The organism is Dactylosporangium salmoneum, assembly GCF_039532525.1.
GTDB classification, from domain to species: Bacteria; Actinomycetota; Actinomycetes; order Mycobacteriales; family Micromonosporaceae; genus Dactylosporangium; species Dactylosporangium salmoneum.
This window is the reverse complement of the sequence record NZ_BAAARV010000025.1, coordinates 102,457-126,843: the sequence shown is the minus strand read 5'-3', so window position 1 is coordinate 126,843 and position 24,387 is coordinate 102,457. Positions and strand designations below refer to the sequence as shown.

General features: G+C 72.2%; 22 protein-coding genes and 1 pseudogene. 11 read left to right on the top strand and 12 right to left on the bottom strand.

What is annotated here, in order from left to right; all coding sequences use genetic code 11:
* Positions 1–26: 26 nt before the first annotated feature.
* Positions 27–1,574 (bottom strand): MDR family MFS transporter, encoded by a 1,548-nt coding sequence (locus tag ABD352_RS16230; protein WP_344613194.1) that lies wholly within the window; start codon positions 1,572–1,574, stop codon positions 27–29.
* Between the two features lie 98 nt (positions 1,575–1,672).
* Here ABD352_RS16230 and ABD352_RS16225 point away from each other — a divergent pair, with 98 nt between their 5' ends.
* Positions 1,673–2,437 (top strand): TetR/AcrR family transcriptional regulator, encoded by a 765-nt coding sequence (locus ABD352_RS16225; RefSeq protein WP_344613193.1) that lies wholly within the window; start codon positions 1,673–1,675, stop codon positions 2,435–2,437.
* On the opposite strand, the gene ABD352_RS16220 is transcribed toward ABD352_RS16225, so the two are convergent.
* From ABD352_RS16220 to ABD352_RS16190, 7 genes and pseudogenes are all read right to left on the bottom strand, one after another.
* A complete protein-coding gene (locus tag ABD352_RS16220) occupies positions 2,345–2,899 on the bottom strand; it encodes a GNAT family N-acetyltransferase (RefSeq protein WP_344613192.1) in 555 nt (184 codons plus the stop codon). The genes ABD352_RS16225 and ABD352_RS16220 overlap by 93 nt on opposite strands.
* Positions 2,896–3,111 carry a biotin/lipoyl-binding carrier protein gene (locus tag ABD352_RS16215; protein WP_344613191.1) on the bottom strand — a complete coding sequence of 72 codons (216 nt, stop codon included), beginning with the start codon at positions 3,109–3,111 and terminating at the stop codon, positions 2,896–2,898. The genes ABD352_RS16220 and ABD352_RS16215 overlap by 4 nt, the downstream gene beginning before the upstream one ends.
* A gap of 130 nt (positions 3,112–3,241) precedes the next feature.
* On the bottom strand, positions 3,242–3,526 hold the full coding sequence (rsrA, locus tag ABD352_RS16210) for a mycothiol system anti-sigma-R factor (RefSeq protein WP_344613190.1): 285 nt from the start codon (positions 3,524–3,526) through the stop codon (positions 3,242–3,244).
* Between the two features lie 5 nt (positions 3,527–3,531).
* Positions 3,532–4,332 carry a sigma-70 family RNA polymerase sigma factor gene (locus ABD352_RS16205; RefSeq protein ID WP_344613189.1) on the bottom strand — a complete coding sequence of 267 codons (801 nt, stop codon included), beginning with the start codon at positions 4,330–4,332 and terminating at the stop codon, positions 3,532–3,534.
* 330 nt (positions 4,333–4,662) lie between these two features.
* Positions 4,663–5,298: an alpha/beta hydrolase family protein gene (locus tag ABD352_RS16200; RefSeq protein WP_344613188.1), complete on the bottom strand. Its 636-nt coding sequence runs from the start codon at positions 5,296–5,298 to the stop codon at positions 4,663–4,665.
* A 785-nt stretch (positions 5,299–6,083) separates the two neighbouring features.
* Positions 6,084–6,398, bottom strand: a pseudogene (locus ABD352_RS16195) (WhiB family transcriptional regulator); the annotation flags it as partial.
* 167 nt (positions 6,399–6,565) lie between these two features.
* Positions 6,566–7,288 carry an SOS response-associated peptidase gene (locus ABD352_RS16190; RefSeq protein ID WP_344613187.1) on the bottom strand — a complete coding sequence of 241 codons (723 nt, stop codon included), beginning with the start codon at positions 7,286–7,288 and terminating at the stop codon, positions 6,566–6,568.
* A gap of 90 nt (positions 7,289–7,378) precedes the next feature.
* Here ABD352_RS16190 and ABD352_RS16185 point away from each other — a divergent pair, with 90 nt between their 5' ends.
* Positions 7,379–8,713: a 3-phosphoshikimate 1-carboxyvinyltransferase gene (locus ABD352_RS16185; RefSeq protein ID WP_344613186.1), complete on the top strand. Its 1,335-nt coding sequence runs from the start codon at positions 7,379–7,381 to the stop codon at positions 8,711–8,713.
* 7 nt (positions 8,714–8,720) lie between these two features.
* Positions 8,721–9,716 carry a ribosome small subunit-dependent GTPase A gene (rsgA, locus tag ABD352_RS16180; RefSeq protein ID WP_344613551.1) on the top strand — a complete coding sequence of 332 codons (996 nt, stop codon included), beginning with the start codon at positions 8,721–8,723 and terminating at the stop codon, positions 9,714–9,716.
* Here the strand turns inward: rsgA and ABD352_RS16175 are convergent.
* A complete protein-coding gene (locus tag ABD352_RS16175; RefSeq protein WP_344613185.1) occupies positions 9,693–10,229 on the bottom strand; it encodes a DUF2087 domain-containing protein in 537 nt (178 codons plus the stop codon). The genes rsgA and ABD352_RS16175 overlap by 24 nt on opposite strands.
* Before the next feature lie 52 nt (positions 10,230–10,281).
* On the opposite strand from ABD352_RS16175, the gene hisN reads away from it, so the two are divergent.
* The 6 genes from hisN (at position 10,282) to ABD352_RS16145 (ending at position 18,436) form a co-directional block, all read left to right on the top strand.
* The gene (gene hisN, locus ABD352_RS16170; RefSeq protein WP_344613184.1) at positions 10,282–11,100 is read left to right on the top strand and encodes a histidinol-phosphatase; all 819 of its coding nucleotides are present in this window, start codon (positions 10,282–10,284) and stop codon (positions 11,098–11,100) included.
* An 82-nt stretch (positions 11,101–11,182) separates the two neighbouring features.
* Complete coding sequence (locus ABD352_RS16165; protein WP_344613550.1) at positions 11,183–12,061, top strand: hypothetical protein; 879 nt, start codon at positions 11,183–11,185, stop codon at positions 12,059–12,061.
* A gap of 230 nt (positions 12,062–12,291) precedes the next feature.
* Positions 12,292–15,321 (top strand): putative bifunctional diguanylate cyclase/phosphodiesterase, encoded by a 3,030-nt coding sequence (locus ABD352_RS16160; protein WP_344613183.1) that lies wholly within the window; start codon positions 12,292–12,294, stop codon positions 15,319–15,321.
* Between the two features lie 61 nt (positions 15,322–15,382).
* On the top strand, positions 15,383–16,642 hold the full coding sequence (locus ABD352_RS16155) for an aminotransferase class I/II-fold pyridoxal phosphate-dependent enzyme (RefSeq protein ID WP_344613182.1): 1,260 nt from the start codon (positions 15,383–15,385) through the stop codon (positions 16,640–16,642).
* Positions 16,639–17,922, top strand: coding sequence for an MFS transporter (locus ABD352_RS16150; protein ID WP_344613181.1), 1,284 nt, complete (start codon positions 16,639–16,641; stop codon positions 17,920–17,922). The genes ABD352_RS16155 and ABD352_RS16150 overlap by 4 nt, the downstream gene beginning before the upstream one ends.
* 130 nt (positions 17,923–18,052) lie before the next feature.
* Positions 18,053–18,436 (top strand): YybH family protein, encoded by a 384-nt coding sequence (locus ABD352_RS16145; RefSeq protein ID WP_344613180.1) that lies wholly within the window; start codon positions 18,053–18,055, stop codon positions 18,434–18,436.
* A 10-nt stretch (positions 18,437–18,446) separates the two neighbouring features.
* Here ABD352_RS16145 and ABD352_RS16140 read toward each other — a convergent pair whose 3' ends face one another.
* Complete coding sequence (locus tag ABD352_RS16140) at positions 18,447–19,301, bottom strand: hypothetical protein (protein ID WP_344613179.1); 855 nt, start codon at positions 19,299–19,301, stop codon at positions 18,447–18,449.
* 64 nt (positions 19,302–19,365) lie between these two features.
* Between ABD352_RS16140 and ABD352_RS16135 the strand changes: the two genes are divergently transcribed.
* Together ABD352_RS16135 and ABD352_RS16130 are read left to right on the top strand one after the other, a co-directional pair.
* Positions 19,366–20,526: a thiolase family protein gene (locus ABD352_RS16135; protein ID WP_344613178.1), complete on the top strand. Its 1,161-nt coding sequence runs from the start codon at positions 19,366–19,368 to the stop codon at positions 20,524–20,526.
* Positions 20,527–20,531: 5 nt separating this feature from the next.
* The gene (locus tag ABD352_RS16130; protein WP_344613177.1) at positions 20,532–21,230 is read left to right on the top strand and encodes an SDR family oxidoreductase; all 699 of its coding nucleotides are present in this window, start codon (positions 20,532–20,534) and stop codon (positions 21,228–21,230) included.
* A 9-nt stretch (positions 21,231–21,239) separates the two neighbouring features.
* Here ABD352_RS16130 and ABD352_RS16125 read toward each other — a convergent pair whose 3' ends face one another.
* Positions 21,240–23,735, bottom strand: a complete 2,496-nt coding sequence (locus ABD352_RS16125) for an Hsp70 family protein (protein ID WP_344613176.1) — start codon at positions 23,733–23,735, stop codon at positions 21,240–21,242.
* A 22-nt stretch (positions 23,736–23,757) separates the two neighbouring features.
* Positions 23,758–24,372: a Dps family protein gene (locus tag ABD352_RS16120; RefSeq protein WP_344613175.1), complete on the bottom strand. Its 615-nt coding sequence runs from the start codon at positions 24,370–24,372 to the stop codon at positions 23,758–23,760.
* Between the last annotated feature and the right edge of the window lie 15 nt (positions 24,373–24,387).

The following is a 24,387-nucleotide window of genomic DNA, read 5'->3' as shown; positions in this document are numbered from 1 at the left end:
CAAATTCGCGCATGTCGTGCGCGAAACTAGCCTTCCTGCGCAACCAGTGTGCGCTCGGCCTGCTCGGACGGCCCGCCGCGCAGGGCGACCTCGCGGATGAAGAACGCGAGGACCGGCACGAGCACCGCGGCCACGACCGACCACAGGAACACGCTCGAGACGGCGCCGGCGATGGCGTCCACGACCGCGCTGCGCACCGGCGCCGGCAGCTGGGACAGGGTCGACGGGTCGATCCGGGCGCCACCGCCGCCGGCCGCCATCTTGTCCGCCGCGGCCGTGCCGAGCCGCTCGCCGAGCAGCGCGTGCAGCCGGTGGTTGAAGATCGCGCCGAACACGGCCACGCCGAAGGCGCCGCCGATCGAGCGGGCGAAGGTCGCCGTGCTGCTGGCCACGCCCAGGTCCTTGAGCTCGACGCTGTTCTGCGCGATCAGCATGGTGGTCTGCATCAGGAAGCCCAGGCCGAGGCCCAGCACCGCCATGTAGGCGCCGGAGGTGAGCTTCGACGTGTGCGCGCCCAGCTGGGCCAGCAGGAGCATCGCGCCGACCAGCACCACGCCGCCGATGACGGGGAAGATGCGGTACCGCCCGGTCTTGGTGATGATCCGGCCGACCGCCAGCGACGTGACCAGCATGCCGCCCATCATCGGCAGCAGGAGCAGCCCGGAGTTGGTCGCCGAGGCGCCCTGCACGATCTGCTGGTAGAGCGGCAGGAAGGTGATCGCGCCGAACATGGCAAACCCGACTACGAAGCCGACGAGCGCCACCAGCGTGAAGTTGCGGTTGGCGAACACGCCCAGCGGCACGATCGGCTCCGGGTGCTTGCGCTCGACCAGCACGAAGGCGACCAGCCCGAGCACGGCCAGCACGGCCAGGCCGCGGATCTGGGCCGAGCCCCAGGCGTACTGCGAGCCGCCCCAGGTCGTGATGAGCACCAGCGCCGTGACGCCGATGGACAGCAGCAGCGCGCCCAGCCAGTCGATGCGGTGCTCGGTGCGCCGCTTCGGCACGTGCAGCCGCAGCGCGAGCAGGACCAGCGCGGCGCCGCCCAGCGGCACGTTGACGAAGAACGCCCAGCGCCAGTTCGCGTGGTCGGTGATGAAGCCGCCGACCAGCGGGCCGCCGACCATGGCCACCGCCATCACCGCGGCGAACTGGCCCTGGTACTTCCCGCGCTCCCGCGGCGGGACAAGGTCGCCGAGCACCGACATCGCGCCGACGATGAGCCCGCCGGCGCCGAGGCCCTGGAACGCCCGGAAGCCGATGAGCTGCACCATGCTCGTGGCCACGCCGCACAGCATCGAGCCGATCAGGAACAGCACGATCGAGGTCATGAAGACCGTCTTGCGGCCGTAGAGGTCGCCGAGCTTGCCCCACAGCGGCGTGGAGACCGTCGTGCCGAGCACATACGCGGTGACCACCCAGGACAGGTGTTCGACGCCGCCGAGGTCTCCGACGATCCGCGGCATCGCGGTGCCGACGATCACGTTGTCGAGCATGGCCAGCAGCATGGCCATGAGCAGCCCCGGGAGGACCACCTTGACCGGGCTCTGCGCCCTTTCGGTTGATTCGGACATCTCCCCTTGCCCCCGAACTTACCTGTCGACCGGCTAGTGAACTTACTAGCCGCACGGTAAGCTGTCTCCTAGCCGAGCGTCAAGTAAGATTGGCAACGATGAACGAACAGCACGCCGCGAGAGTTGTGCGCGGGCGCAACCGGATCCACACCGGGGAGTCCGGCGCCGAGGACGTGCGCGCCCACATCCAGCGGGTGGCGCTCGATCTCTTCATCGAGGAGGGGTACGACAAGACGTCGTTGCGCGAGATCGCCGAGAAGCTCGGCGTGACCAAGGCGGCGCTCTACTACCACTTCCCGACCAAGGACGACATCGTCGCCAGCCTGATCGAGCAGCGCATCAGGGCGGTCGACGCGCTGCTGGACTGGGCGAGCACGCAGCCGCGGGACTCGGCGACGCGGCTGCAGTTCATTCAGCGGTACTCCGTGCTGCACGACGAGTTCGTGCACGGCAACGTGATCCGGTTCTTCGAGCGCAACCAGACGCTGGTCAACACGCTCCCGGCGGGCATGCGCCTGCGCGAGCAGATGGGGCGGATCTTCGACTTCCTCTCCGACCCGGAGGAGTCGCTGGCCCAGCAGCTGCGCCGCACGATGGCCATCTTCTCGGTCCACGCCAGCTGGTTCCTGCTGCGCGAGCGGCCCGGGACGCCGCAGGAGCGGCGCGAGGCGGCCTTGGAGGTCGCGGCGGAGCTGCTGCGCGCCGCGGACGCCCACTCCGAGGTGGAGGCGCACCTGGCCGACACGCTCGTCGACCAGGTGGGCGCGGACCTACTGGGCGAGGATGGGCCCCGCGAGGACGGGCCGCGTGAGGACGGGCAGGGGCAGGCGGAAGCCGAGGAGCTCGACGCCGGGCACCGGTGACCAGTCCAGGCTGGGGTCGCGCGCGAAGCCGAACCCGCCGTAGAGGGCGTGCGCCCCGTCGTTGTCGTGGCGCACGCAGATGACCAGGGCCGCGCAGCCCAGCTCGGCCGCCCGGTCGATGCACGCCTGCACCAGCGCGCGGGCCACGCCTTGGCGCTGGGCCGCCGGATCGACGGCGAGGGTGCGGAACTCGCCCTCGCCGGGCTTGGAGACCTCCGCGAAGTCCCCGCCCGGCAGCGTGAACGTCACCGCCCCGAGGCAGACCCCGTCCCGGACGGCCACGAGGACCTCGGCCGCCGCGGCCCGGCCGGCGACGTCGGCGAGGACCTCCGCGTATTCGGGCGATGCCTCCAGCTGCCCGTCGGCCCGGTAGGCCTCGACGGTCAGCCGGGCGACGGCGTCGTGCTCGCCCGGCTCCACGAGCCGGACGACCAGTTCGGGTGCGCCGCCGGGTGTGCTCACCCGATCACGGCGATGAGGTCGCCCTCCTGCACCACGTCGCCCTCGTTGACGGCGATCCGGCTGATCGTGCCCTCGGACTCGGCGACGACCGGGATCTCCATCTTCATCGACTCGAGGATCACCAGCGTGTCGCCCTCGGCGACCGCGGCCCCGACCTCAGTGGTGATCTTCCAGACGTTCGCCACCATCTCGGCGCGGATCTCGTCGGCCATCCCGGTCTCCTTTGACGCAGCGACATGCGCTCGCAGCATATCGGGGATCATCGCCCTCGCGCGGCGCAGCACGGCCCGGACTCCCGCATTTAGGGGTGTCCGGGCCGTCGTAGCCGGGTTGGCCGGGTTGCTAGTCCGGCCGCAGCTCGCGGGTGTCGGCGTTGAGGACCAGCTCGGAGAGCTTGCTGCGCAGGCGGGCCTTGAGGTCGGCCGGGGCCAGCTCCGAGCCGCAGCAGCGGGCGACCAGCGCCTTGACCTCTTGCTCGATGCCGAACTCGCGCAAGCACGGGGAGCACTCGTCCAGGTGGTCGCGGATCAGGCTGCGGCGCTCATCGGGGCACTCCAGGTCCAGATAGAGGTAGACCTCGGCCAGGACGTCGCTGCAGTCGGTTTCGTGCGGGTCTCCACAGCTCATCTGACTCAGACCTCGCTCGGCTCAGCGGACGGGTTGCGGGTGAAACCCCGGTCGGCAGCATAAGTCTCCAGCTGCCGGCGCAGGTTCCGCCGTCCGCGGTGCAGGCGGGACATCACGGTGCCGATCGGCGTGTTCATGATGTCGGCGATCTCCTTGTAGGAGAAGCCCTCGACGTCGGCCAGGTACACCGCGAGGCGGAACTCCTCCGGCAGCGACTGCAGCGCGTCCTTCACGTCGGAGTCCGGCAGCCGGTCCAGGGCCTCCGTCTCGGCCGAGCGCAGGCCGCTGGAGGTGTGCGACTCCGCCTCCGCCAGCTGCCAGTCGGTGATCTCCTCGGTCGGCGCCTGGACGGGCTGACGCTGCCGGCGCCGGTACGAGTTGATGTACGTGTTGGTCAGGATGCGGTACAGCCACGCCTTGAGGTTGGTGCCCGTCTCGAACTGGTGGAACGCCGCGAAGGCCTTCAGGAACGTCTCCTGCACCAGATCCTCGGCGTCCGACGGGTTGCGCGTCATCCGCAAGGCCGCGGCGTACAGCTGATCGATGAAGGGCAACGCGTCACGCTCGAAGCGGACCCGTTGCTGTTCCGCGCTTTCGCTGCTCACCACTCGTGCGACTCCCACCCTCGACCGTCCCGCCGAGGATACGCCGAGTTGCTGTGCGAGGTCTGAGTTTGTGGCGCCCGTCAATCGTTCCCGGGCGATCGGCTGCCACGACGGGCCCGGCTCCGCGTCGGTCGCCGCCGGCCACGCCGGACTGAACAGCAACTCGCGGAACCGCAGGTCGTCGCGCTCAAGTGTGGCCACGCTTGGTTTCCCTCCGCTGGCGGCGCCGTCGGCAGCGCCGCACCCCCGCTGTAACAACGCCGGGGTGCTCCCCATTCCGCGGTGGGTCTGTGGGCCGCTCGCGTGACCCATCTGACACCGGTTCACCCTGGGATCCACCCGGCCTGCCCCCGGCGGCCGCCGCACTTGTGGGACCGGGCGGCCGCCGGGAACAGGAAGGGCCTGGGAGGTTGTGGAACACGACCGGCTCGCACCGGCCACATCCTCCTCAACGACCGGCCCGAGCCCCCGTGACGCGCCCGGTGGGGTGATCGCCCTCGCCAGGCTCGCGCGGAAGCGCGGCGGCGGGGCTCAACCGGCGGCGACGAAGTCGATGGCGGCCGCGGCGACGGCGTCCGGGTGCTTCGACAGGGCGTGGGTCTCCCCCGGCAGGACGTGGACGCGCACGCCCGGGCGCGACGGCGGCACCCCGAACGCGTCGCGGTCGCCGTTGATCACCAGGGTCGGCACGCCCGTGTCGAGCTCCTGGTCGCGCGACTTCTCCGGCCTGCCCGGCGGGTGGAGGGGGAAGGCCAGCGCGAGGATGCGGTCGGCGCCGGCCTCCCGCGCGGTACGGCACGCCACCCGCGCGCCGCTGGACCGGCCGCCGACGACGAGCGAGCCGAAGTCCAGCGCGCGGCGCAGGTCGGCCAGGACGGCGAGCCAGGCGGCGTCGAGCTGGGCGGCAGGTGCGGGCGCGCGGCGGCCGGCCACCCGGTACGGCTGGGTCACCAGCGCCACCGCCACGCCCCGGGCCAGTGCGGCGGCGTGGACGGCGGTCAGGTCGGCGGCGTCGACGTCCCCGCCGGCGCCGTGGCCGAGCACGAGCAGCACCCCGCCGTGGCGGTCCGGGACGTCGAGCCGGTACCGCGCCGGCCCATGCGGCGTCTCGATCTTGTGGGCGCCGGAATGCTCTGCGACACCACTATTCCCCGGGGCAACTTTCACCCGGGGCGATTTCGGCGATGCACCTTTCGCATTGGCCGCCGTCACATTCTGCGACTTACCCGTAGCCGCGCGCGAAGGTGCGGCCTTGCGCGAAGGCGTGGCCTTGCGCACAGACGCGGCCTTGCGCGCAGGCGCCGCCTCGGAGCCGGCCTCACGCGAGGACGCAGCCTTCGAAGACGCGGCCTTGCGCGCTGGCGCGTCCTCGCGCGCAGACGCCGCCTCGGAGCCGGCCTTGCGCGAAGGCGCGGCCTTGCGCACAGACGCGGCCTTGCGCGTAGGCGCGGCCTTGCGCGTAGGCGCGGCCTTGCGCGTAGGCGCGGCCTCGGAGCCGGCCTCACGCGAGGACGCAGCCTTCGAAGACGCGGCCTTGCGCGCTGGCGCGTCCTCGCGCGCAGACGCCGCCTCGGAGCCGGCCTCACGCGAGGACACAGCCTTCGAAGACGCGGCGTTCGAAGACGCGGCCTTCGAGGCAGCCGTCCCGGAGGCAGCCTTGCGCGCAGGCTGCGCCCCGGTGGCGGCCTTGCGCGGTGGCTCGGCCGGTGTGGCGGAGTCCTCCGCGCCGGACGAGGCCGCGGAGGACTTCCGTGTTGTCGTTGCCTTGGCTGACGCCGCCTTGACCGGCGCCGATCCGGCCCGCGTCGCCCTGGTCGGTTGCGCGCCGGACGCCGCTACGTTGCGGCCGCACCCACCGGATCGGGGCTCTCGTGCCGCCCCACCCGCTGGATCGGCAGGATCGGCAGGCACGCCATCGCGGCCGGTCTCACCTGGCCCGATATCTGCCCCGGAGCCTCGCTGCGCCATGCGACGAGCATCGCACGCCGCTCACGTGGCGTGGTGGCTCCCCACACACCGTGGCAGTCGCCGACCTCCAGGGCCCACGCGAGGCAGGCCCCCTGGACGTCGCAGGTGCGGCACAGCGCCACGGCTGCGTCGGCCGGCTCCGTCGGGGCCGGGAAAAACGTCTCAGGATCAACCTTCTGGCATGCGCCGCGGATGCGCCAGGCCCCATCGCCCTGCTGTTCCTTGACGGCCCGTAACAGTCGCGGGTCTCGTCGCGCGGCGGCTACCTCGTGAGGGCGTGGCATCCTCGCCCGGGTCATACACCCACCTCCCCCGTGGGTCAAACGAACGCAAGGTGAGTGAACATCGGGATGCCCCCATCCGACATACACCCACCGGCGCTGTGTTGTATCGCACATACGACGGCAAATACAAGACCTATCAGGCCGATTCGCAAAACCTCCAGATTTTTATTTGGACTTTCAGCCTAAAAAAGGGTCAGATCGATCGGGTCAACTTCGTTCGATCGCAGTGGCGGGGCGGCGACCCGCTCGACCAGGTCGGGACCGTCATTGTGCACATCACCCACGCGGGCGCCTACGGGCCGTAGCTCCAGGCGTGCGACGTGCGACGACGGGGTGGGCTCGAGCAGGGCCCCCGACGGCTCGCCGGAGAGCCAGGCGGCCCACCGCTCGGGCGGGAGCAGGAACGGCATGCGGTCGTGGATCAGCGCCAGGTCGCCGACGGCGGGCTCGGTGAGGATGCTGCACGTGAGCAGCCGGCCCTCGCCCTTGCCCCACACCGTCCACACCCCGGCGAACACGCACGGCTCGCCGGGGCCGAGCGTCATGAAGTACGGCTGCTTGCTCTTGGAACCTTCGGTGCGCAGCCACTCGAACCAGCCGTCGGCCGGCACCAGGCAGCGGCGCCTGGCGAAGGACTGGGCGAAGGCGTTGGAGCTAGCCACGGTCTCCGCCCGGGCGTTGATCATCCGGGCGCCGACCTTCGGGTCCTTGGCCCAGGCCGGGACGAGGCCCCAGCGGGCGGTGGAGAGCACCCGGCCGCCGGCGGACTGCGAGACCCGCACGATCGGCACCGGGTCGGTCGGGGCCACGTTGTAGTCGGGCTCCAGCCCGTCCGTGTCGTCGGTGGCCTCGAACAGGGCGCTCAGGTCGGCGTTGCTGCGCGAGGTCGCATACCTGCCACACATGAGGCAACCGTACCGACGGGGTGTGACAAAACTCGGGAAGCGAGCACCCCGATGGTCGCTACATATTGAAACTGATTGCACACTGAGCGCGTGGAAACGCAGTTACCGTGGCGCGCGCCGACCGCCACCGGCCCCCTCGACGCGGCGCTGCGGCTGCCGGGGTCGAAGTCCATGACCGCCCGGGCGCTGGTGCTGGGCGCGAACTCGGCCGGCGCCACCACGCTGCGGGGGCCGCTGCGCAACCGCGACACCGAGCTGATGGCGGCCGGGCTGCGCGCCATGGGCTGCCACGTGTCGACCGCCGACGACGGCCTGTGGCTACTGCGCTCGCGGCCGCTGCAGGGGCCGGCCCGGGTCGACGTGGGGCTGGCCGGCACCGTACTGCGCTTCCTGCCGCCGTTGGCCACGCTAGCCGAGGGCGCGGTCGCCTTCGACGGGCACCCGCGCTCGCGGCGCCGGCCGATGGCCCCGCTGCTCGGCGCGCTGCGCACCCTCGGCGCCCGGGTCGAGCCCGGCGGCGGGCTGCCGTTCACCGTGCACGGCGTCGGGCGCATCGGCGGCGGGCCGGTGACCATCGACGCCTCCGCCTCCAGCCAGCTCGTCTCCGGGCTGCTGCTGTCCGCCCCGGAGTTCGACCGGGGGCTGGTGCTGCGCCACGTCGGGCGGCCGGTGCCGAAGCCGCAGGTGGACCTGACCGTGCACATGCTGCGCTCGGCCGGCGCCGGGGTGGACGACAGCCGGCCCGACGTGTGGTCGGTCGAGCCGGGCCGGCTCAAGGGGCGGGCCTGGGAGATCGAGCCGGACCTGGGCAGCGCCGCGCCGTTCCTGGCCGCCGCCCTGGTCACCGGCGGCTCGGTGACCGTGCAGCGCTGGCCCCCGGCGACCAGCCAGCCCGCCCGCCGCCTGCTCGACCTGCTGCACCGGATGGGCGGCGAGGCGCGCCTGACCCCGCGCGGGCTGGTGATGCGGGGCACGGGGAAGGTGCGCGGGCTGAGCGCGAGCCTCGCCGGCGTGGCCGAGTTCGCCCCGGTGCTGGCCGCGCTGGCCGCAGTGGCCGACTCGCCGTCGCACCTCTACGGCCTCGGGCCGGCCTGGCGGGACGAGACCGCGGACGGGCAGGACGGGCAGGAAGGGCTCGCGCGGCTGGCCGGCGCGCTGGCCGCGCTGGGCGCCGACGTCACCGTCGAGGCCGACGGCCTGCGGGTGCGGCCCCGGCCGCTGCGCGGGGGCACGCTGCCCACGCACGGCGACCGGCACCTCGCGCACGCGGGCGCGGTGCTCGGGCTGACGGTCGCCGGGGTTGATCTGGACGACGTGGCATGCACCGCGAAGACGGTGCCGGACTTTCCCCGGCTATGGTCGACCATGGTGTTCGGCTACGAGGGAGGGTCGGCTGACGCGGAAGCGCGAGTACGACGAGGATGACGTGCGGGTGCGTCCCAGCCGGTCCTCGCGACCGCGCACGCGCCAGCGCCCGAAGCACAGCGACGCCGTCGAGGGGCTCGTGGTGGCCGTGGACCGCGGGCGGTACACCTGCCATCTCTTCGACACCGGCGCCACCGTGACCGCCATGCGCGCCCGCGAGCTCGGCCGGCACGGGGTCGTGGTCGGCGACCACGTGCAGATCGTCGGCGACGTGAGCGGCCGACCGGACACCCTGGCCCGCATCGTGCGCATCGCCGAGCGGAACTCGGTGCTCATGCGCACGGCCGACGACGAGGAGGGCGGCACCGAGGGGCGCTTCGAGCGGGTGGTGGTGGCCAACGCCGAGCAACTGGTGATCGTCAACTCGCTGCAGGACCCGCCGCCGCGCACCGGGTTCATCGACCGGTGCCTGGTGGCCGCGTACGACGCCGAGATCGACCCGCTGCTGTGCCTGACCAAGGGCGACCTCGCGGGCCCCGAGGCGGTGCTGGACTACTACGCCGAGCTGGACCTGCCCTACGTGCTGTGCCGGCCGGACGAGCCGCTGGACGCCCTCGTCGAGCAGCTGCGCGGGCGGGTGTCGGTCATGATCGGCCACTCCGGGGTGGGCAAGTCCACGCTCGTGAACCGGCTGGTCCCGGGGACCGACCGGGCGGTCGGCTCGGTCAGCGCGGTCGGCAAGGGGCGGCACACCTCCACCAGTGCGCTCGCCCTGCGGCTGCCGAACGACCTGGGCTGGATCATCGACACGCCCGGCGTGCGCTCCTTCGGGCTGGCCCACGTGTCGGCCGACAGCCTCCTGCACGGCTTCCCCGACCTGGTCGAGGCCTCCACCCGCTGCTCGCCCAACTGCGACCACACGGGCGCGGGCGGCGACTGCGGCCTGGACAAGCTCATCGCCGAGGGCGGGGCCGACCCCCGCCGGCTGGCCTCGTTCCGCCGGTTGCTCGCGTCCAAGGAGGGCGCGGCCACCGAGACGTCAGACGACGACGGGTCCGCCTGAGCGCCAGTAGACGTTGTTGTCCCGGGACAGCAGGCCGGCGTCGACCAGGTAGCGGCGAAGGGCCGCGTGGTCGTCGTGCCAGGCGCGCAGGATCGCGTCGACCTCGCGCTCGGGGTACCGGACCCCGGGCTCGAACGACGAGGCGATGTGCTCCAGCACGACCATGCGCTTGCCGTGCGCGGCCGGGATCTGGGTCAGCCGCCCGTCGGCGATGAAGGTGCGCAGGACGAGGTCGCGGTGCCGGTCCGGGTCCAGCTGGGGCTGCGGGCCGGCCTGGACCGCGGCGGTGCGCACCGCGTCCTTGAAGGCGTCCCGCGCGGCGGCCAGCTGTCCGTCCTCCACCACGAGCAGGCCGCCCTGCTGCAGGCGGCGGATGGCCGGCTCGACCAGCCGGGCGGGCATCCCGGTGGCCGCCTCGACGGCCGAGGGCGTGCGCGCGCCGAGCACGACGGCGGCGAAGACATCGAGACGGTCGGACTCGGCGAGCAGGCCGCACAGGGCTGTGGGAGTCACAAACGGCGACAGTACTGCCAGAAGTTGGCGATCGTCGGCTAAGTTTCCGCGCATGGCGCGCTACGCGGATGATCTGGCCCTTGCACACCTTCTTGCCGACACCGCGGACGCGATCGCCGTGCCGCGCTTCCGCGCGCAGGACCTGCACGTGACCGAGAAGCCGGACCTGACGCCGGTCACCGACGCCGACACGGCGGTGGAGAAGGCGCTGCGGGCCACCCTGGGCCGGGCCCGGCCGCGCGACGGGGTGCTCGGCGAGGAGTACGGCGCGACCGAGGCCGCCGCCGGCCCCGGCAGCCGCCAGTGGGTCATCGACCCGATCGACGGGACGAAGAACTTCGTGCGCGGCGTGCCGATCTGGGCCACGCTCATCGCGCTCATGGAGGGCGACCAGCCGGTCGTCGGCCTGGTGTCGGCGCCCGCGCTCGGGCGGCGCTGGTGGGGCGCCCTCGGCCACGGGGCGTACGCCGGGCGCCACACGGCGGCGGCCACCCCCATCCGGGTGTCGGGCGTCAACCGGCTCGCCGACGCGTCGTTCTGCTACTCCTCGCTCGGCGGCTGGGAGGAGGCCGGCCGGCTGGGCGCCATCCTGGACATCAGCCGCCGGACGTGGCGACAGCGGGCGTACGGGGACTTCTACGGCTACATGCTGCTGGCCGAGGGCGCCGTGGACATCATGATCGAGCCCGAGCTGTCCCTGTGGGACCTGGCCGCCCTGGTGCCGATCGTGACCGAGGCCGGCGGCACCTTCACCGACCTGCAGGGCCAGCCCGGCCCGGGCGGCGGCAGCGCGGTGGCCACGAACGGCCACCTGCACGAGGACGTGCTCACCCGTTTGGGCAATACCCGACTGTCCGGTTTGTCCGGCTGAACCGAATGGTCCGTATGCTGAGCCCGTCCGCGGGGTCTATCCTGCCCGGGTGGCATCTTGGAGTTGGCTGTTCCTCGGCGCGATGATCGCCGCCTACGGCGTCGCCAACCTGCTGCAATCCATGGCCGCCGCACGCACCGATCTGCACCATGGCTTCCAGCCGATGCTGCTGCTGCGGCTGGGTCGCCACAAGTCGTACCTCGTCGGCGTGGGCTGTCAGTGCGCCGGTTTTCTCCTGGCCTTCTTCGCCCGACGCGACCTGCCGTTGTTCCTCGTGCAGTCCGCCATGGCGGCCGGCCTGGGCGTGACCACCCTGCTGGGCGTGCTGATCCTCAAGTGGAAGCTGCCGCGCACCGAGATCGCCCTGCTGCTGGCGCTGACCGTGGGCATCGCCGCCCTGGTGATGGCGGCCAAGCCGGCCCCGTCCCGCCAGCTCGGCACCGGCGGGGTGATCGCGCTGGTCGGCGTCCTCGTCGCGCTGGCCGTGCTCGGCTTCTTCGCCGGCCGGCTGCACGGCGCGCCGGGCTCGGTCGTGCTGGGCTCCCTGTCGGGCGTGGCCTTCGGGGCCGCGGCGGTGGCCTCGCGCCCACTCGCCTCGGCGGACTCGTTCGCGCATTTCTTGGCGGACCCGCTGTCGTACCTCCTCATCGCCCACTCGCTGGTCGGCCAGCTCCTGCTCGGCCTGGCGATGCAGCGGGGCTCGACGACGGCGGCGGTGGCCGCCATGGACGCCGCGGGCGCGGTGCCGGCCGCGCTGGTCGGACTGCTCTTCCTGGGCGACGGCGTGTGGCCCCACCGCGAGTGGCTGGTGGCGATCGGCTTCGTGGTGACGCTGGCCGGGGTGATCGGGCTGAGCTTCTACGCGGAGCCCCAGCACCACCACAAGATCGCGCCCGAGGCCGAGCGCTCGCCCGCGGGGCTGGCCTTCAGCGGCACGCAGCAGCGCGCCGCCGACCACTGAATCCAGCCCGTCCTTTTTGCCACCTTCCAGGGCATAAATCCGAGATGTCGCGGCGCGGAGCGCCCGATATGTCAAAAAGGCCCGCCTTGGCTACGTTGAGTGTTCAAATAAACACTCGCTGTCGTCCAAATGGAGGACCCGTCCGGCAACTCGGAGGACCCTAGCCGCACCCCGGTTCCTGTTCAGACTCCGGCCCGCTGACCGATCAGGGAGATCGCAGCAGTCCGATCGTGAGCGGGAAGGAGGCGGGCGGCGTGCTGAAGAGCAAGCTCAGCGCCTGGTTCGCGGTCTGGATGGCCCTGCTCACGGTGGCCTTCTACCGCTGGCCGGACATGCACATGCTCTGGTGGGGCGCGATCGGCCTGTCCAGCACGACCGGCGTGGTCGTCGGCGTCCTCGTCCACCGGCCCAACCGCCGATGGCCGTGGTTCCTGCTCGCCACCGCGCTCGCCTGCTTCGGGCTCGGGGACTTCCTGTACAACGTGCAGACCGACGTGTTCGGGCTGACCAACCCGTTCCCGTCCTTCCCCGACGGGTTGTACCTGGCGATGTACCCCCTCGTCGCCGGCGGCCTGCTCGGGTTCATCCGGTCGCGGACCGGGCGCGCCAACCGCGACAGCCTGATCGACGCGGCGACGCTGACCATAGGCGTGGCGCTGCTGTCGTGGATCTTCCTGATCGACCCGTACGTGCGCAACACCGAGCTGACGCTGTGGCAGAAGATGGTGTCGATCGGGTACCCGCTCGGCGACGTGCTGACCCTGGCCGTCTTCGCCCGGCTGCTGACCGGCGGCGTGCGGCGCACCGGGTCGATCAACCTGCTCGGGCTCGGCACCGCCGGGTTGCTCATCGCCGACGTCATCTACGGGCTCATCCAGCTCAACGGCGACTGGCACGTCGGCGGGCCGACCGACCTCGGCTGGGTGGTCTGCTACGGGGCCTGGGCGGCCGCCGCGCTGCACCCGTCCATGCGCGAGCTGACCGAGCCGACCCGCTCGGCCGACACCGACCTCGGCGTGCGCCGCATCGCGCTGCTCGGCGCCGCATCGCTGATCGCACCCGGCCTCACGCTGGTCGAGGCGAGCCTCGGCACGGTGCGCGACGCCGCCGTCATCGCGGTCTCCTCCGGCGTCATGTTCGTGCTCGTGCTGACCCGCCTGGCCGGCGTCATGGGCGTGCACCGGCAGTCCCTCGCCCGCGAGCGGGAGCTGCGCGAGGCCACCACCACGCTGGTGTCCGCGGCCGACCCGGCCGAGGCGCTGTCCGCGGTGCGCACGGCGCTGGACCGGCTGCTGCCGGCCGACACCCCGCACATCATCGCCGTGGTCCGCGTCGACGCCGAGGCCGAGCTGCCCGCCCCAGGCCTGGTGCGCGTCTCCGGGCTGACCCCGGACGTGCGGGCCGTGCTGCGCGAGTTCAGCTCCACGCTGCGCCACCCGCTCGGCGTGACCAGCGACATGCTGTACCTCGCCGCGCCCACCGAGGCCCTGCAGGCCCTCCAGCCGACCTTCGAGGTGCTGGCGTCCCAGGCCGCGATGGCGCTGGAGCGGATCACGCTGACCGCCGAGGTGAACCGGCGCAACAGCGAGGCCTACTTCCGTACCCTCATCCACAACACGTCCGACGTGATCCTCATCGTCGACGACAACGACGTCATCCAGTACGCGAGCCCGTCGGCCGGCCCGGTCTTCGGCGACGAGCGCATCGCCGGCTACGAGCTGTGGGAGTTCATCGCCCACGACGAGCGGCCCCGCCTGGCCGAGCTGCTCGGGCAGGTGCGGGCCGGGCTGCACGGCCACGACGTCATCGACGTGCGGGCCGAGCGGGTCGACGGCGCCGCGATGGTGGTCGAGGCCGACTGCCGCGACCTGCGTGACGACACCACCGTCGGCGGCCTGGTGCTCACCGTGCGCGACGTGACCGAGCGCCGGCGCATGGAGGAGCAGCTCATCCGGCAGGCGTTCCACGACGCCCTGACCGGCCTGGCCAACCGGGTGCTGTTCCAGGACCGGGTCGAGCAGGCGGTGGTCCGGGCCGAGCGGCACGGCAGCCTCGTCGGCGTCCTCTTCATCGACCTGGACGACTTCAAGATCGTCAACGACACGCTCGGCCACGCGGTCGGCGACGAGCTGCTGCAGTCGGTGGCCCGCCGGATCACCGGGGAGCTGCGCCCGTCCGACACCGTGGCCCGCCTCGGCGGCGACGAGTTCGCCGCGCTCATCGAGGCGGACTCGGTGAGCGACCTGGAGCTGGCCGCCGAGCGGATCACGCTCGCGCTCGCCGAGCCCTTCACCGTGGCCGGCGACTCGGTCAACGGCATCAGCAGCATCGGCCTGTCCACCACGGTCGACGCGAGCTCGGCCGAGCAGCTCATGCGCCAGGCCGACCTGGCGCTGTACGTGGCCAAGGGCGCCGGCAAGGGGCGCTGGCGGCGGTACCAGTCGGATCTGCACACGGCCGTGCTGGAGCGCCTCGAGCTGCGCGCCGCGCTCGACCAAGCGGTCAAGGACCACCAGTTCGTGCTGCAGTACCAGCCGATCGTGGATCTGGAGACCGGCGTGCCGCTGGGCTTCGAGGCGCTCGTGCGCTGGAACCACCCGACCCGGGGCATGATCGCGCCCGGTCACTTCATCGAGGTGGCCGAGGAGAGCGGGCTCATCGTGCCGATGGGGCGCATGGTGCTGCAGCAGGCGCTGAGCACCGCGGGGCGCTGGCAGCGCTCGACCGCGCAAGGCGCGCTGCGGTACATGAGCGTGAACGTCTCGGCGAGGCAGTTCCGCACGCCCGGCTTCGTCGAGGAGGTGCGCCAGATGCTGCACACCTCGGGCGTGGAGCCCGGCACGCTGCTGCTGGAGATCACCGAGAGCCTGCTGCTGCGCAACGACGACCAGGTCCGGGCCGACCTCGACGCGCTGCGCGCGATGGGCATCCGGCTGGCCATCGACGACTTCGGCACCGGCTACTCGTCGCTGTCGTACCTGCAGCACATGCCGATCGACGTGCTCAAGATCGACAAGTCCTTCATCGACGACATGTTGTCCTCCACCCAGCAGCGGGCGGTCGTCACCGCGATCGTCCAGCTGGCCCAGACCTTCAACCTCTCGGTCGTGGCCGAGGGCGTCGAGGAGGCCGGCCAGCGCGAGGCGCTGCAGGAGATCGGCTGCCCCTACGGCCAGGGCTACCTCTTCGCCCGGCCGCTGTCCGAGCCCGACGCGTTCGCGCTCATCCCGAAGACCGCGCCATTCGCCGCGATGGCGTAGCTCGCCCGGTGATCCCGGCGAGACAACCCGGAACGTCCGTTACCAAGGAAGGTACTACCGCATGACTGTCCACCCGCTGCACAGCACCAAGGGTGCCTACGTTCGTCGCGACGGACGCTGGGACGACCTCGAGCGCCTGCGCGCGACCAGCCCGATGTACGACGCCGTGATCGAGGAGATCAACGGCCGCCGGATCCGGGTGGGCAGTCACTGGCTGACCGACTGGGCCTCCTGCAACTACCTCGGCTTCGACCTGGAGCCGGAGATCATGGACGCGGTCGACCCGTACATCCGCACCTGGGGCACGCACCCGAGCTGGTCGCGGCTGCTGGGCAACGCCAAGCCGTACATCGAGATCGAGGAGCGCCTGACCGAGCTGCTCGGCGCGCCGGACACCCTGCTGCTGCCCACCATCACGCACATCCACATGTCGGTGATCCCGATCCTGGCCGGCGACGGGCACATCTTCCTGGACTCGCAGTCGCACAAGACCATCTACGACGGCTGCATGTACGCCAAGGGCCTCGGCGCCACGGTCCAGCGCTTCCGGGCGAACGACCCCGAGCACCTGGCCGAGCTGCTGGCCCAGGCCCCGGTCGGCAAGGCGAAGCTGGTCGCGATGGACGGCGTGAACTCCATGACGGGCCTCGCGCCAGATCTGGCGGCGTTCGCGGCGGTCTGCCGGCAGTACGACGCCCTCCTCTACGTCGACGAGGCGCACGGCTTCGGCGTCATCGGCGAGCGGCGGCCCGACGAGACCTCGCCCTACGGCTCGCGGGGCAACGCGATCGTGAAGTACGCCGGCGAGACCTACGACAACATCGTGCTGGTCGGCGGCTTCTCCAAGTCGTACTCCTCATTGATGGCCTTCCTGGCCCTGCCGACCTGGCTGAAGAACCACCTGAAGGTCGCCGCCCCGCCGTACCTCTACTCCGGCCCGTCCCCGACCGCCTCGCTGGCCACCGTCATGGCCGGCCTGGACCTCAACGAGAAGCGCGGCGACGAGATCCGCGCCGACCTGTACCGCAAGACCGTGCGGGTGCTCGACCACGTGCGCGCCCTCGGCCTGCACACGCCGAACACGGGCACCACGCCGATCATCGAGCTGCCGCTGGCCCCGGGCCAGGACATCGCCCAGGTCGGGCAGTTCCTGTGGGACCGCGAGACCTACGTGACGCTGGCCGCCTACCCGCTCGTCCCGCGGGACCAGGTCGGCTTCCGCATCCAGGTCACCGCGGCCAACACCGACGAGGAGATCGACCAGCTCAACGCCGTCCTGTCCGACCTCGCCGGCGCGGACCGACTCCGGGACGCGGCTTGAGGCACGGCTTCGAGGCCAGGCATCGCGCCCCGCGCGCGCTTCCGGGCCTGCTCATCCCCCTCCGCAGCCGGGACTTCCGCCTGCTGTGGACGGGGATGAGCACCTCGCTGATCGGCGACGGGATCCTGCTCGTCGCGCTGGCCTGGCAGGTGTACGCGCTGTCGGGCGCCCCGGCGGCGATGTCCGTCGTCGGGTTCGCCCTGTCGCTGCCCCAGGTCGCCACCCTGCTCTTCGGCGGGGTCATCAGCGACCGGTTCGACCGGCGGAAGATCATGCTCGGCACCGACCTGGTGCGGGGCGCGGTGCTGGCCGCGCTCACGGTGCTCAGCCTCACCGGCGTGGTGCAGGTGTGGCACATCGTGGCGCTGGTCGCGGTCTACGGGGCGGCGTCGGGCTTCTTCGGCCCGGCGTTCGACTCGCTCGTGCCGACCCTGGTCGAGAACGAGGAGCTGGTCCAGGCCAACGCCCTGGACCAGTTCGTCCGCCCGGCCGCGCTGCAGATGGCGGGGCCGTCGCTGGGCGGCCTGCTCATCGCGCTGGGCGGCTCCGGCCTGACCTTCGCGGTGGACGCGGTCACGTTCACGGTCTCGGCCACCTGCCTCTTCCTCATGCGGGCGCGGACGGCCGCCGGTCCGGACACGTCCGACATGTCCGAGAGCTCGGTTTGGGAGGAGTTCAAGGAGGGCATGAACTACGTGCGCGGCAACGTGTGGCTGTGGGGCACGTTCGTCGCGGCGACGTTCGCCTACCTGCTGTTCATCGGCCCGACCGAGGTCCTCCTGCCGTTCGTGGTGAAGAACGAGCTGCACGGCTCGGCCGGCGACCTGGGCCTGGTGCTCGCCAGCGGCGGCATCGGGGCGATCGCCGCCGCGCTCATCGTGGGGCAGCGCGGGGTACCACGGGAGTACATGCGCTTCATCTACATCACCTGGACGCTCGCCACGCTCGCCGTCGCGGGCTACGGCATGGCCACCGCGACGTGGCACCTGGCCGTGGCGTGCGCGCTGGTGAACGGCCTGGAGGCGGCCGGCACGATCGCCTGGGCGACCGCGAAGCAGCGGCTCGTGCCCGAGGAGCTCATGGGCCGCGTCTCATCGGTGGACTGGTTCATCTCCATCGCGTTGGTACCGCTGAGCTACGCCATGGCCGCCCCCGTCGCGAACGCGATCGGCGTCCAGAACACGCTCGTCGGCGCCGGTGTCCTCGGCGCCGCGGTGACCTTCGCGTTCTTGTACCTGCCGGGCATGCGCTCGCCGAAGCAGTTGGTGGTGACGACATGAGCGGTCCGGAGCGAAGCGGCGCCTGGTCTGGGTCGCTCAGTGCGGAGCCTCAGCGAGCCAGACCAGGCGCTGGGGCCGCTCACAATGAACACAGCTCTGGCTCATGCGGCCGGAGCGAAGCGGAGGCCGTATGAGCGACGTGGTCGCGATGGTGGATCGCCTGGGGCGGGCGTTCCTCGAGAAGGACCTGGAGGAGGCGCTCGCCTGCTTCGTGCCCGAGGACGACATCACGTACGTCGGGTCCGAGGCGGGCGAGTCGGCCCACGGCCGGGCGGCCGTGCGGGAGCTCCTGACGGATCTGTTCGCGCGGCCGGCGGCCTACTCCTGGCAGACCACCTCGGCCACCGTGCACAGCCTGCCCGGAGCCGCGTTCGTGATCGCGGAGGCGGACGGGGCCGAGCACGGCCCGGACGGGGCGGTGGAGCCGTTCCCGTACCGCATCACGGGCCTGCTCTCCCGCCGCTCGTCGGGCGCCTGGCTCTGGCGGGCGGTCCAGGGCTCGGAACCCTCTTGAACCGGACCCCTCAGCGGCCCAGGTCCGCGCAGCCCGACTCGTCCGGCAGGAGCGGGCGGAACTCCACGGCCCAGCGGGTGCCGCCCGAGAGCCACGGCGTTCTCGCGTTCGCCGAATTCGCCGCCGACAGTACCGGTGACGCCTCCACCGCCAGGCAGTTGACGCCGGTGCGGTCGGGCACGGGGTCGCCGGGCAGGGCGGACGCGGAGGGCCACTCGACCGCCGGCGGGTCGGAGGGCAGACCGTCGGCGGAGGGCTGCCACGGCGTCGCCACCGCGGCGATGCGGGCCGGCTCGTAGGGGACGGCCTCGCCGACCGAGTTCCGGCCGAGGGTCTTGGGCAGGTCGCGCAGATCTTCGACGTACTGCCGCATCCTCTCCCGGGCGGCGCGCTGGTCCGCCGTCATCCCGTCCCCGGCCGAGTCGATGCCCATCGCGGGCACGTCCGTGGTCGCGGCGCCCGACGCGGTGCGCACGGTGATGTGCGTGGTCGGGGCGTCGGCCACGTTGGTGGGCACGCCCATGTCCTCGCCCCGGCCGACGCCCGCCGCCAGGCCGCGCTGGGCGAGCCGGCGCACGTCGGCGGCGGAGATGCGGCGGACCTGGATGTTGGGCAGGGCAGGGCCGGGGTAGAGGCCCGGCACCGGGCCGATGGTGACGACCCGGCCGTCGCCGTACACGCTGATCTCGGGCAGCTGCGTCACTGCCGCCGACACGGGCGCGAACCCGCCGCCGGTGAGCACCCGCACGACAAGGTCGCCAGGGGCGTAGGACGCGGCGGAGCCGGCGGAGTCGGCGGCACTTCCGGCGGCGGCGCATCCGGAGGCGGCCAGCAGCACGGCGGGGACCAGTCGCAACAGCTTCATGCCCGGTTGGACGCAAGGGACCTCCGAAGGGTTCCCAGCCTACTAACAGTGTTAGTTTTATGGCATGCGAACCGTGTACTTTGCCGCCGCCCGGCGCACCCCGATCGGGAAGCTGCGTGGCGCGCTCGCCCACGTGCGCCCCGACGACCTCGCGGCGGCCGTGGTCAGGGAGCTGGTGGCCGGGATCGACCCGGCGCGCGTGGACGAGGTGTACTGGGGCGCGGCCAACCAGGCCGGCGAGGACAACCGCAACGTCGCGCGGATGGCGGTACTGCTGGCCGGTCTCCCCGACAGCGTGCCCGGCGCCACCGTCAACCGGCTGTGCGCCTCCGGCCTGGAGGCGGTCACCATCGCCGCCCGCACGATCGCCGCAGGCGAGGCCGACGTCGTGGTCGCCGGCGGGTCGGAGTCGATGAGCCGGGCCCCGTTCGTGCTCCCCCGCCCCGACGACGCGCTGCCCAACGCGATGGCCATCGCCGACACCCGCCTCGGATGGCGCCTGATCAACCCCGCCATGCGCGAGCTGCACGGGCTGCTGAGCATGGGCGAGACGGCCGAGGAGGTGGCGGCGCGGTACGGCGTCACGCGCGAGCGGCAGGACGAGTTCGCGCTGCGCAGCCACCGCAACGCCGGCCGGGCGACGAGGGACGGGCACTTCGCGGCCGAGCTGCTGCCGATCGAGGGCGTCGCCGCCGACGAGGGCATCCGGGCCGACACCAGCCTCGAGAAGCTGGCCAAGCTGAAGCCGGTGTTCCGCGAGGGCGGGACGGTGACCGCGGGCAACTCCTCGCCGCTCAACGACGGCGCCGCCGGGCTGCTGCTGGTCAGCGAGGACGCGCTGCGCGAGTTCGGGCTCGAGCCGCTCGGGCGCTACGTCGCCGGCGCCTCGGCCGGCGTGCACCCCGACGTGATGGGGATCGGGCCGGTCCCGGCCACCCGCAAGGCGCTGGCCCGGGCCGGGTGGAAGGTCGGCGACGTGCAGCAGGCCGAGCTCAACGAGGCCTTCGCGGCCCAGGTCCTGGCCAGCGCCGAGCAGCTCGGGCTGGACCCGGAGATGATCAACCCCGACGGCGGCGCGATCGCCATCGGGCACCCGCTGGGCTGCTCGGGGGCGCGAATCCTGACCACGCTGCTGCACCGGATGCGCCGCACCGGGGACAGCCGGGGGTTGGCGACCATGTGCGTCGGGGTGGGGCAGGGTTCCGCGGTACTGGTGGAAAGGTGACGAACATGCGATTCGAGGGCAGGACCGCCGTGGTGACCGGCGCCGCGCAGGGCATCGGGGCGGCCACCGCCGAGCTGCTGCGCGCGCAGGGTGCGAACGTGGTGGCGCTGGACCTGAAGGCCGGCGACGGGGTCGTGGCCTGCGACGTGACCGACAAGGCGCAGGTCGACGAGGTGTTCGCCGGCATCGGCCGGATCGACATCCTCGTCAACAACGCCGGGATCACCCGGGACAACCTGCTGTTCAAGATGCCGTACGACGAGTGGACCGCCGTGCTGCAGACGAACCTGACGAGCATGTTCCTGTGCTGTCAGGCGGCGCAGCGGTACATGGTGAAGGCCCGCTACGGCCGCATCGTGAACCTCAGCAGCCGTTCGGCGCTGGGCGCCCGCGGCCAGGCCAACTACGCCGCCGCGAAGGCCGGCGTGCAGGGGCTCACCGCGACCCTGGCGATCGAGCTCGGGCCGTACGACATCACGGTCAACGCCGTCGCGCCGGGCTACATCGCGACCGCGATGACCGCCGCGACGGCCGAACGCGTCGGCAGCTCGCCCGAGGAGCACCAGGCGCTGGCCGCCGAGCGCACGCCGCTGCGCCGGGTCGGCCGGCCCGAGGAGGTCGCCGCCGTCATCGCCTTCCTGGCCAGCGACGAGGCCTCCTACGTGTCCGGCCAGACCCTGTACGTCAACGGCGGCGCCCGCTAGTTCCCGCCGCTACTTGAGGACCAGGTCGATCTCGGCGACGTCGCCGGCCTGGCGGTCCTTGTGATCGCCGAGGTCGACCAGGCGCAGCTTGTACGTGCCCAGCAGGTCCGCCTTCACCTGGAACGCGAGGGGGTCGCCGACCGCGACCTGCCCGCCGGAGAGCGCCTCGTTCGGCGCGGTGAGCGGCCCGAGCTCGCTGCCGTCGGGGGCGCCGAGCCGGAAGTGCTCCTGCCCGATGTACTCGGAGCTGTTGCCGGTGTACTGGATGTCGACCTTGCACATGACCACCCGGTAGCCCTTCTTCGCCTGACCGTTGTAGTCGAAGAAGCCGCCGCGCAGGTCGCAGCTGGTGAAGGTGGCCGTCACGGCGTGCACGGTGGCCTTCTTGTCCTTGAGCAGGTTGACCGGCTCGTAGGCGTTGACCGGGCTGCCGTCGAGCGGGATCGTGGGCTGCTCCACGTCGCCGTCGCCGAAGATGAACTGGCCGGTGGCGATGCTGGCGTTCAGCGGGTCGTAGATCGAGAAGTCCAGGTTGTAGTTGCTCTTCTGGCCGGCCGCGACGGTCGAGGTCTCCCGCAGCGAGCCGGTGTACTGCTGCCCGCCGACCGAGAAGACGATCGGGAGGTACGGCGACGAGTTGGACGTGCCGAGGTTCTCCACCACGATCTCGGCCGAGAGCTTGTGCTGCGAAGCGTCGGCGTCGTACGTCATCTTGTTGACGGTGATCTTGTACTGGGCGTACCAGACCGACTTGCCCACCTGGACGCTCTGCTGCTTGGCGCCGGGCTTGGCGTCCTTGGTGCTGGCCGCCTGACCGCCGGAGCCGGCGCCGGCGGTGCTGCCCGACCCGCCGCCGCCGTGGGTGTTACTGCCGTTGCCGCCGCCGCTGCCGCGATTGGCGGTCGAGTCGGTCGACTTGTCGTCGCTGACCGCGCGGTAGGCCACCACGCCGCCGACGCCGAGCAGCAGCACGAGCACGGCGACGATGCCGACCAGCAGGCCCAGCCTGCCGCCGGAGCCGCCCGTGCGGGCCGGGACGGGCGCAGCGCCGTACGGGGCCGGTGGGGCCGCCCCGAAGACGGCCGTGCCGTTCGGCGGCCCGCCCGGGACCGGCGGCGGCTGCGGCGTGGCCGCGGACTGGAACCCGGCCGGCGACATCGGGGCCGTCGGGCCGCCCGAGACGGGCGGGGACTGCGGCGTGGCCGCGGACTGGAACCCGACCGGCGACATCGGGGCCGTCGGGCCGCCCGGGACGAGCGGGACCGAGGAGACCGGCGCCGGCGGGCCGGACGCGGGCATGCCGGACACCGGCATGCCGACCGGGCCCGAGACGGGCGCGTTGGGCGGTGGAATGGGCACGCCACCGGGTGCGATGACCGGCGGCCGGGGCGGCGGCGGAGTGGCCGCGAACGACGCCGGGCGGGCCGGCATCGCGGCCAGCACGCTGCCCAGCGCCACCACCAGCTCGGGCTGCTCGATGAGGGTCGGCGCGACCCCGAGCCGCTGGTGCAGCAGGGTGCTGACCAGTGGGATCCGGCTCGACCCGCCGACCAGGAACAGCCCGCCGATCTGATCGGAGCGCACGCCGGCGCGCTGCAGCGTGCTCGCCGTCAGGTCCACGGTGCGCTGCAGGTAGGAGCGGGACAGCTGCTCGAACTCGGGCCGCGTGACGTGCACGTCGGTCTCGAACAGCGGCAGGTGCACGCTCGCGGTGGAGCTGCGCGAGAGCTGTTCCTTGGCCGCGCGCACGTCCTCGCGCAGCAGGTGGTGGCGGCGCCGGTCGGCGTCGTCGGCCGGCTCGACGAGCTGCCGCCAGCGCTGCGGGTCGCTCGGCGCGATCGTCTGGCCGAGGTGGCCGATGATGGCCGCGTCCAGGTCGACGCCGCCCACGTCGGGCAGGCCGTCGCTGGCCAGCACGTCCCAGCCGCCGTCGGGCCGGCGGCGCAGCACCGTGGTGTCGAACGTGCCGCCGCCGAAGTCGTACACCACGAGGACCTGGCCGGGGACGATGTTGCGGCCGAGGACCGTGGTGAAGTAGGCGGCCGCCGCGATCGGCTCGGGCACCAGGATCGGCGACGGCATGCCCGCCCGCGACGCCGCGTCGGCGAGGACCGAGCGGCGATGCGTCGCCCAGTTCGCCGGGTAGGTCAGCACGGTGCGCACCGGCATGATGCCGAGCACCCGCGAGGCCTCGTCGGCGGTGCGCCGCAGCAGCGCCGCCAGCAGGTCGGAGACGGCGTACTCCCGGTTGCCCAGCAGCACCGTGCCGTCGTCGACCCGGCGCTTCGGGTTGGGCTCGTAGCGGGACGGATCGAGCCGCGCGGAGCGCTCGGCATCCCTGCCGACGAGCAGGTGCCCGTCGACCTCGGCGTAGACCGACGACGGCAGCAGGAAGCTGGCGTCGAACAGCAGCGGCTGGCTGCGACCGTCGGCGGCGGTCAGTGCGGCGACCGTGTGCGTGGTGCCAAGGTCGACGCCCAGCTGCGACTCGATATGCCTCGTCACGCCGACACGGTAGCGCTTCTTATCAACGTCGGCCGTTGGCGCCCGCCTTTACCTCCTCTTCCGTCCGAACGATGGGGGTGTCGACCAGATGTTCGGCCAGGAACCAGGCCTCCAGTTCGCCGGTGCGGATGACCTCGGAGACCAGCATGTCGTTGCTGCCGTCGTCGCCGAGTTCCTCCACCCGCGCGGCGGCGTCGTGCGCGTCGGACAGGATCATCTCGTGGGCCTCCAGGAGGCGGGAGAGCATCGCCGGTACCTCCTCGGCCCCGTCCGGCGGCCGGGGCACCCTGGTCAGCTCGGCCACGTGCCGCGGATCCCCGACCGCGATCCCGCCGAGCGTCTGCACCCGCTCGGCCAGGGCGTCGACCAGCTCGAGCTGCTCGCCCGCGTGCTTGTCCAGCAGCAGGTGGAGCTGGTAGAAGGTCGGCCCCCGCATCAGCCAGTGGTGCTTCTTGTACAGCGCATAGAGGATCTGCGTGTCGGCGAGGACCTGGTTGAGGCGCTCACAGGAGTACATCCGGGCGTCGTAGGACAGCGCGACCGGGAACTGCCGGATCTGCCCGAACCGCTGGATCTCGTGGCCCTGCTGGTGCAGCCACGGCTGGCTGCCCTGCGTCTGCTTCTTCTTCGCTGGCATGCGCGGCCACTGCCC

What these genes read in the sequence shown, in the direction of transcription:
- ABD352_RS16230 (WP_344613194.1), bottom strand. Translation starts at nt 1,574, where the DNA reads ATGTCCGAATCAACCGAAAGGGCGCAGAGCCCGGTCAAGGTGGTCCTC.
- ABD352_RS16225 (WP_344613193.1), top strand. Translation starts at nt 1,673, where the DNA reads ATGAACGAACAGCACGCCGCGAGAGTTGTGCGCGGGCGCAACCGGATC.
- ABD352_RS16215 (WP_344613191.1), bottom strand. Translation starts at nt 3,111, where the DNA reads ATGGCCGACGAGATCCGCGCCGAGATGGTGGCGAACGTCTGGAAGATC.
- rsrA (WP_344613190.1), bottom strand. Translation starts at nt 3,526, where the DNA reads ATGAGCTGTGGAGACCCGCACGAAACCGACTGCAGCGACGTCCTGGCC.
- ABD352_RS16190 (WP_344613187.1), bottom strand. Translation starts at nt 7,288, where the DNA reads ATGTGTGGCAGGTATGCGACCTCGCGCAGCAACGCCGACCTGAGCGCC.
- hisN (WP_344613184.1), top strand. Translation starts at nt 10,282, where the DNA reads ATGGCGCGCTACGCGGATGATCTGGCCCTTGCACACCTTCTTGCCGAC.
- ABD352_RS16165 (WP_344613550.1), top strand. Translation starts at nt 11,183, where the DNA reads ATGATCGCCGCCTACGGCGTCGCCAACCTGCTGCAATCCATGGCCGCC.
- ABD352_RS16155 (WP_344613182.1), top strand. Translation starts at nt 15,383, where the DNA reads ATGACTGTCCACCCGCTGCACAGCACCAAGGGTGCCTACGTTCGTCGC.
- ABD352_RS16145 (WP_344613180.1), top strand. Translation starts at nt 18,053, where the DNA reads ATGAGCGACGTGGTCGCGATGGTGGATCGCCTGGGGCGGGCGTTCCTC.
- ABD352_RS16140 (WP_344613179.1), bottom strand. Translation starts at nt 19,301, where the DNA reads ATGAAGCTGTTGCGACTGGTCCCCGCCGTGCTGCTGGCCGCCTCCGGA.
- ABD352_RS16135 (WP_344613178.1), top strand. Translation starts at nt 19,366, where the DNA reads ATGCGAACCGTGTACTTTGCCGCCGCCCGGCGCACCCCGATCGGGAAG.
- ABD352_RS16130 (WP_344613177.1), top strand. Translation starts at nt 20,532, where the DNA reads ATGCGATTCGAGGGCAGGACCGCCGTGGTGACCGGCGCCGCGCAGGGC.
- ABD352_RS16120 (WP_344613175.1), bottom strand. Translation starts at nt 24,372, where the DNA reads ATGCCAGCGAAGAAGAAGCAGACGCAGGGCAGCCAGCCGTGGCTGCAC.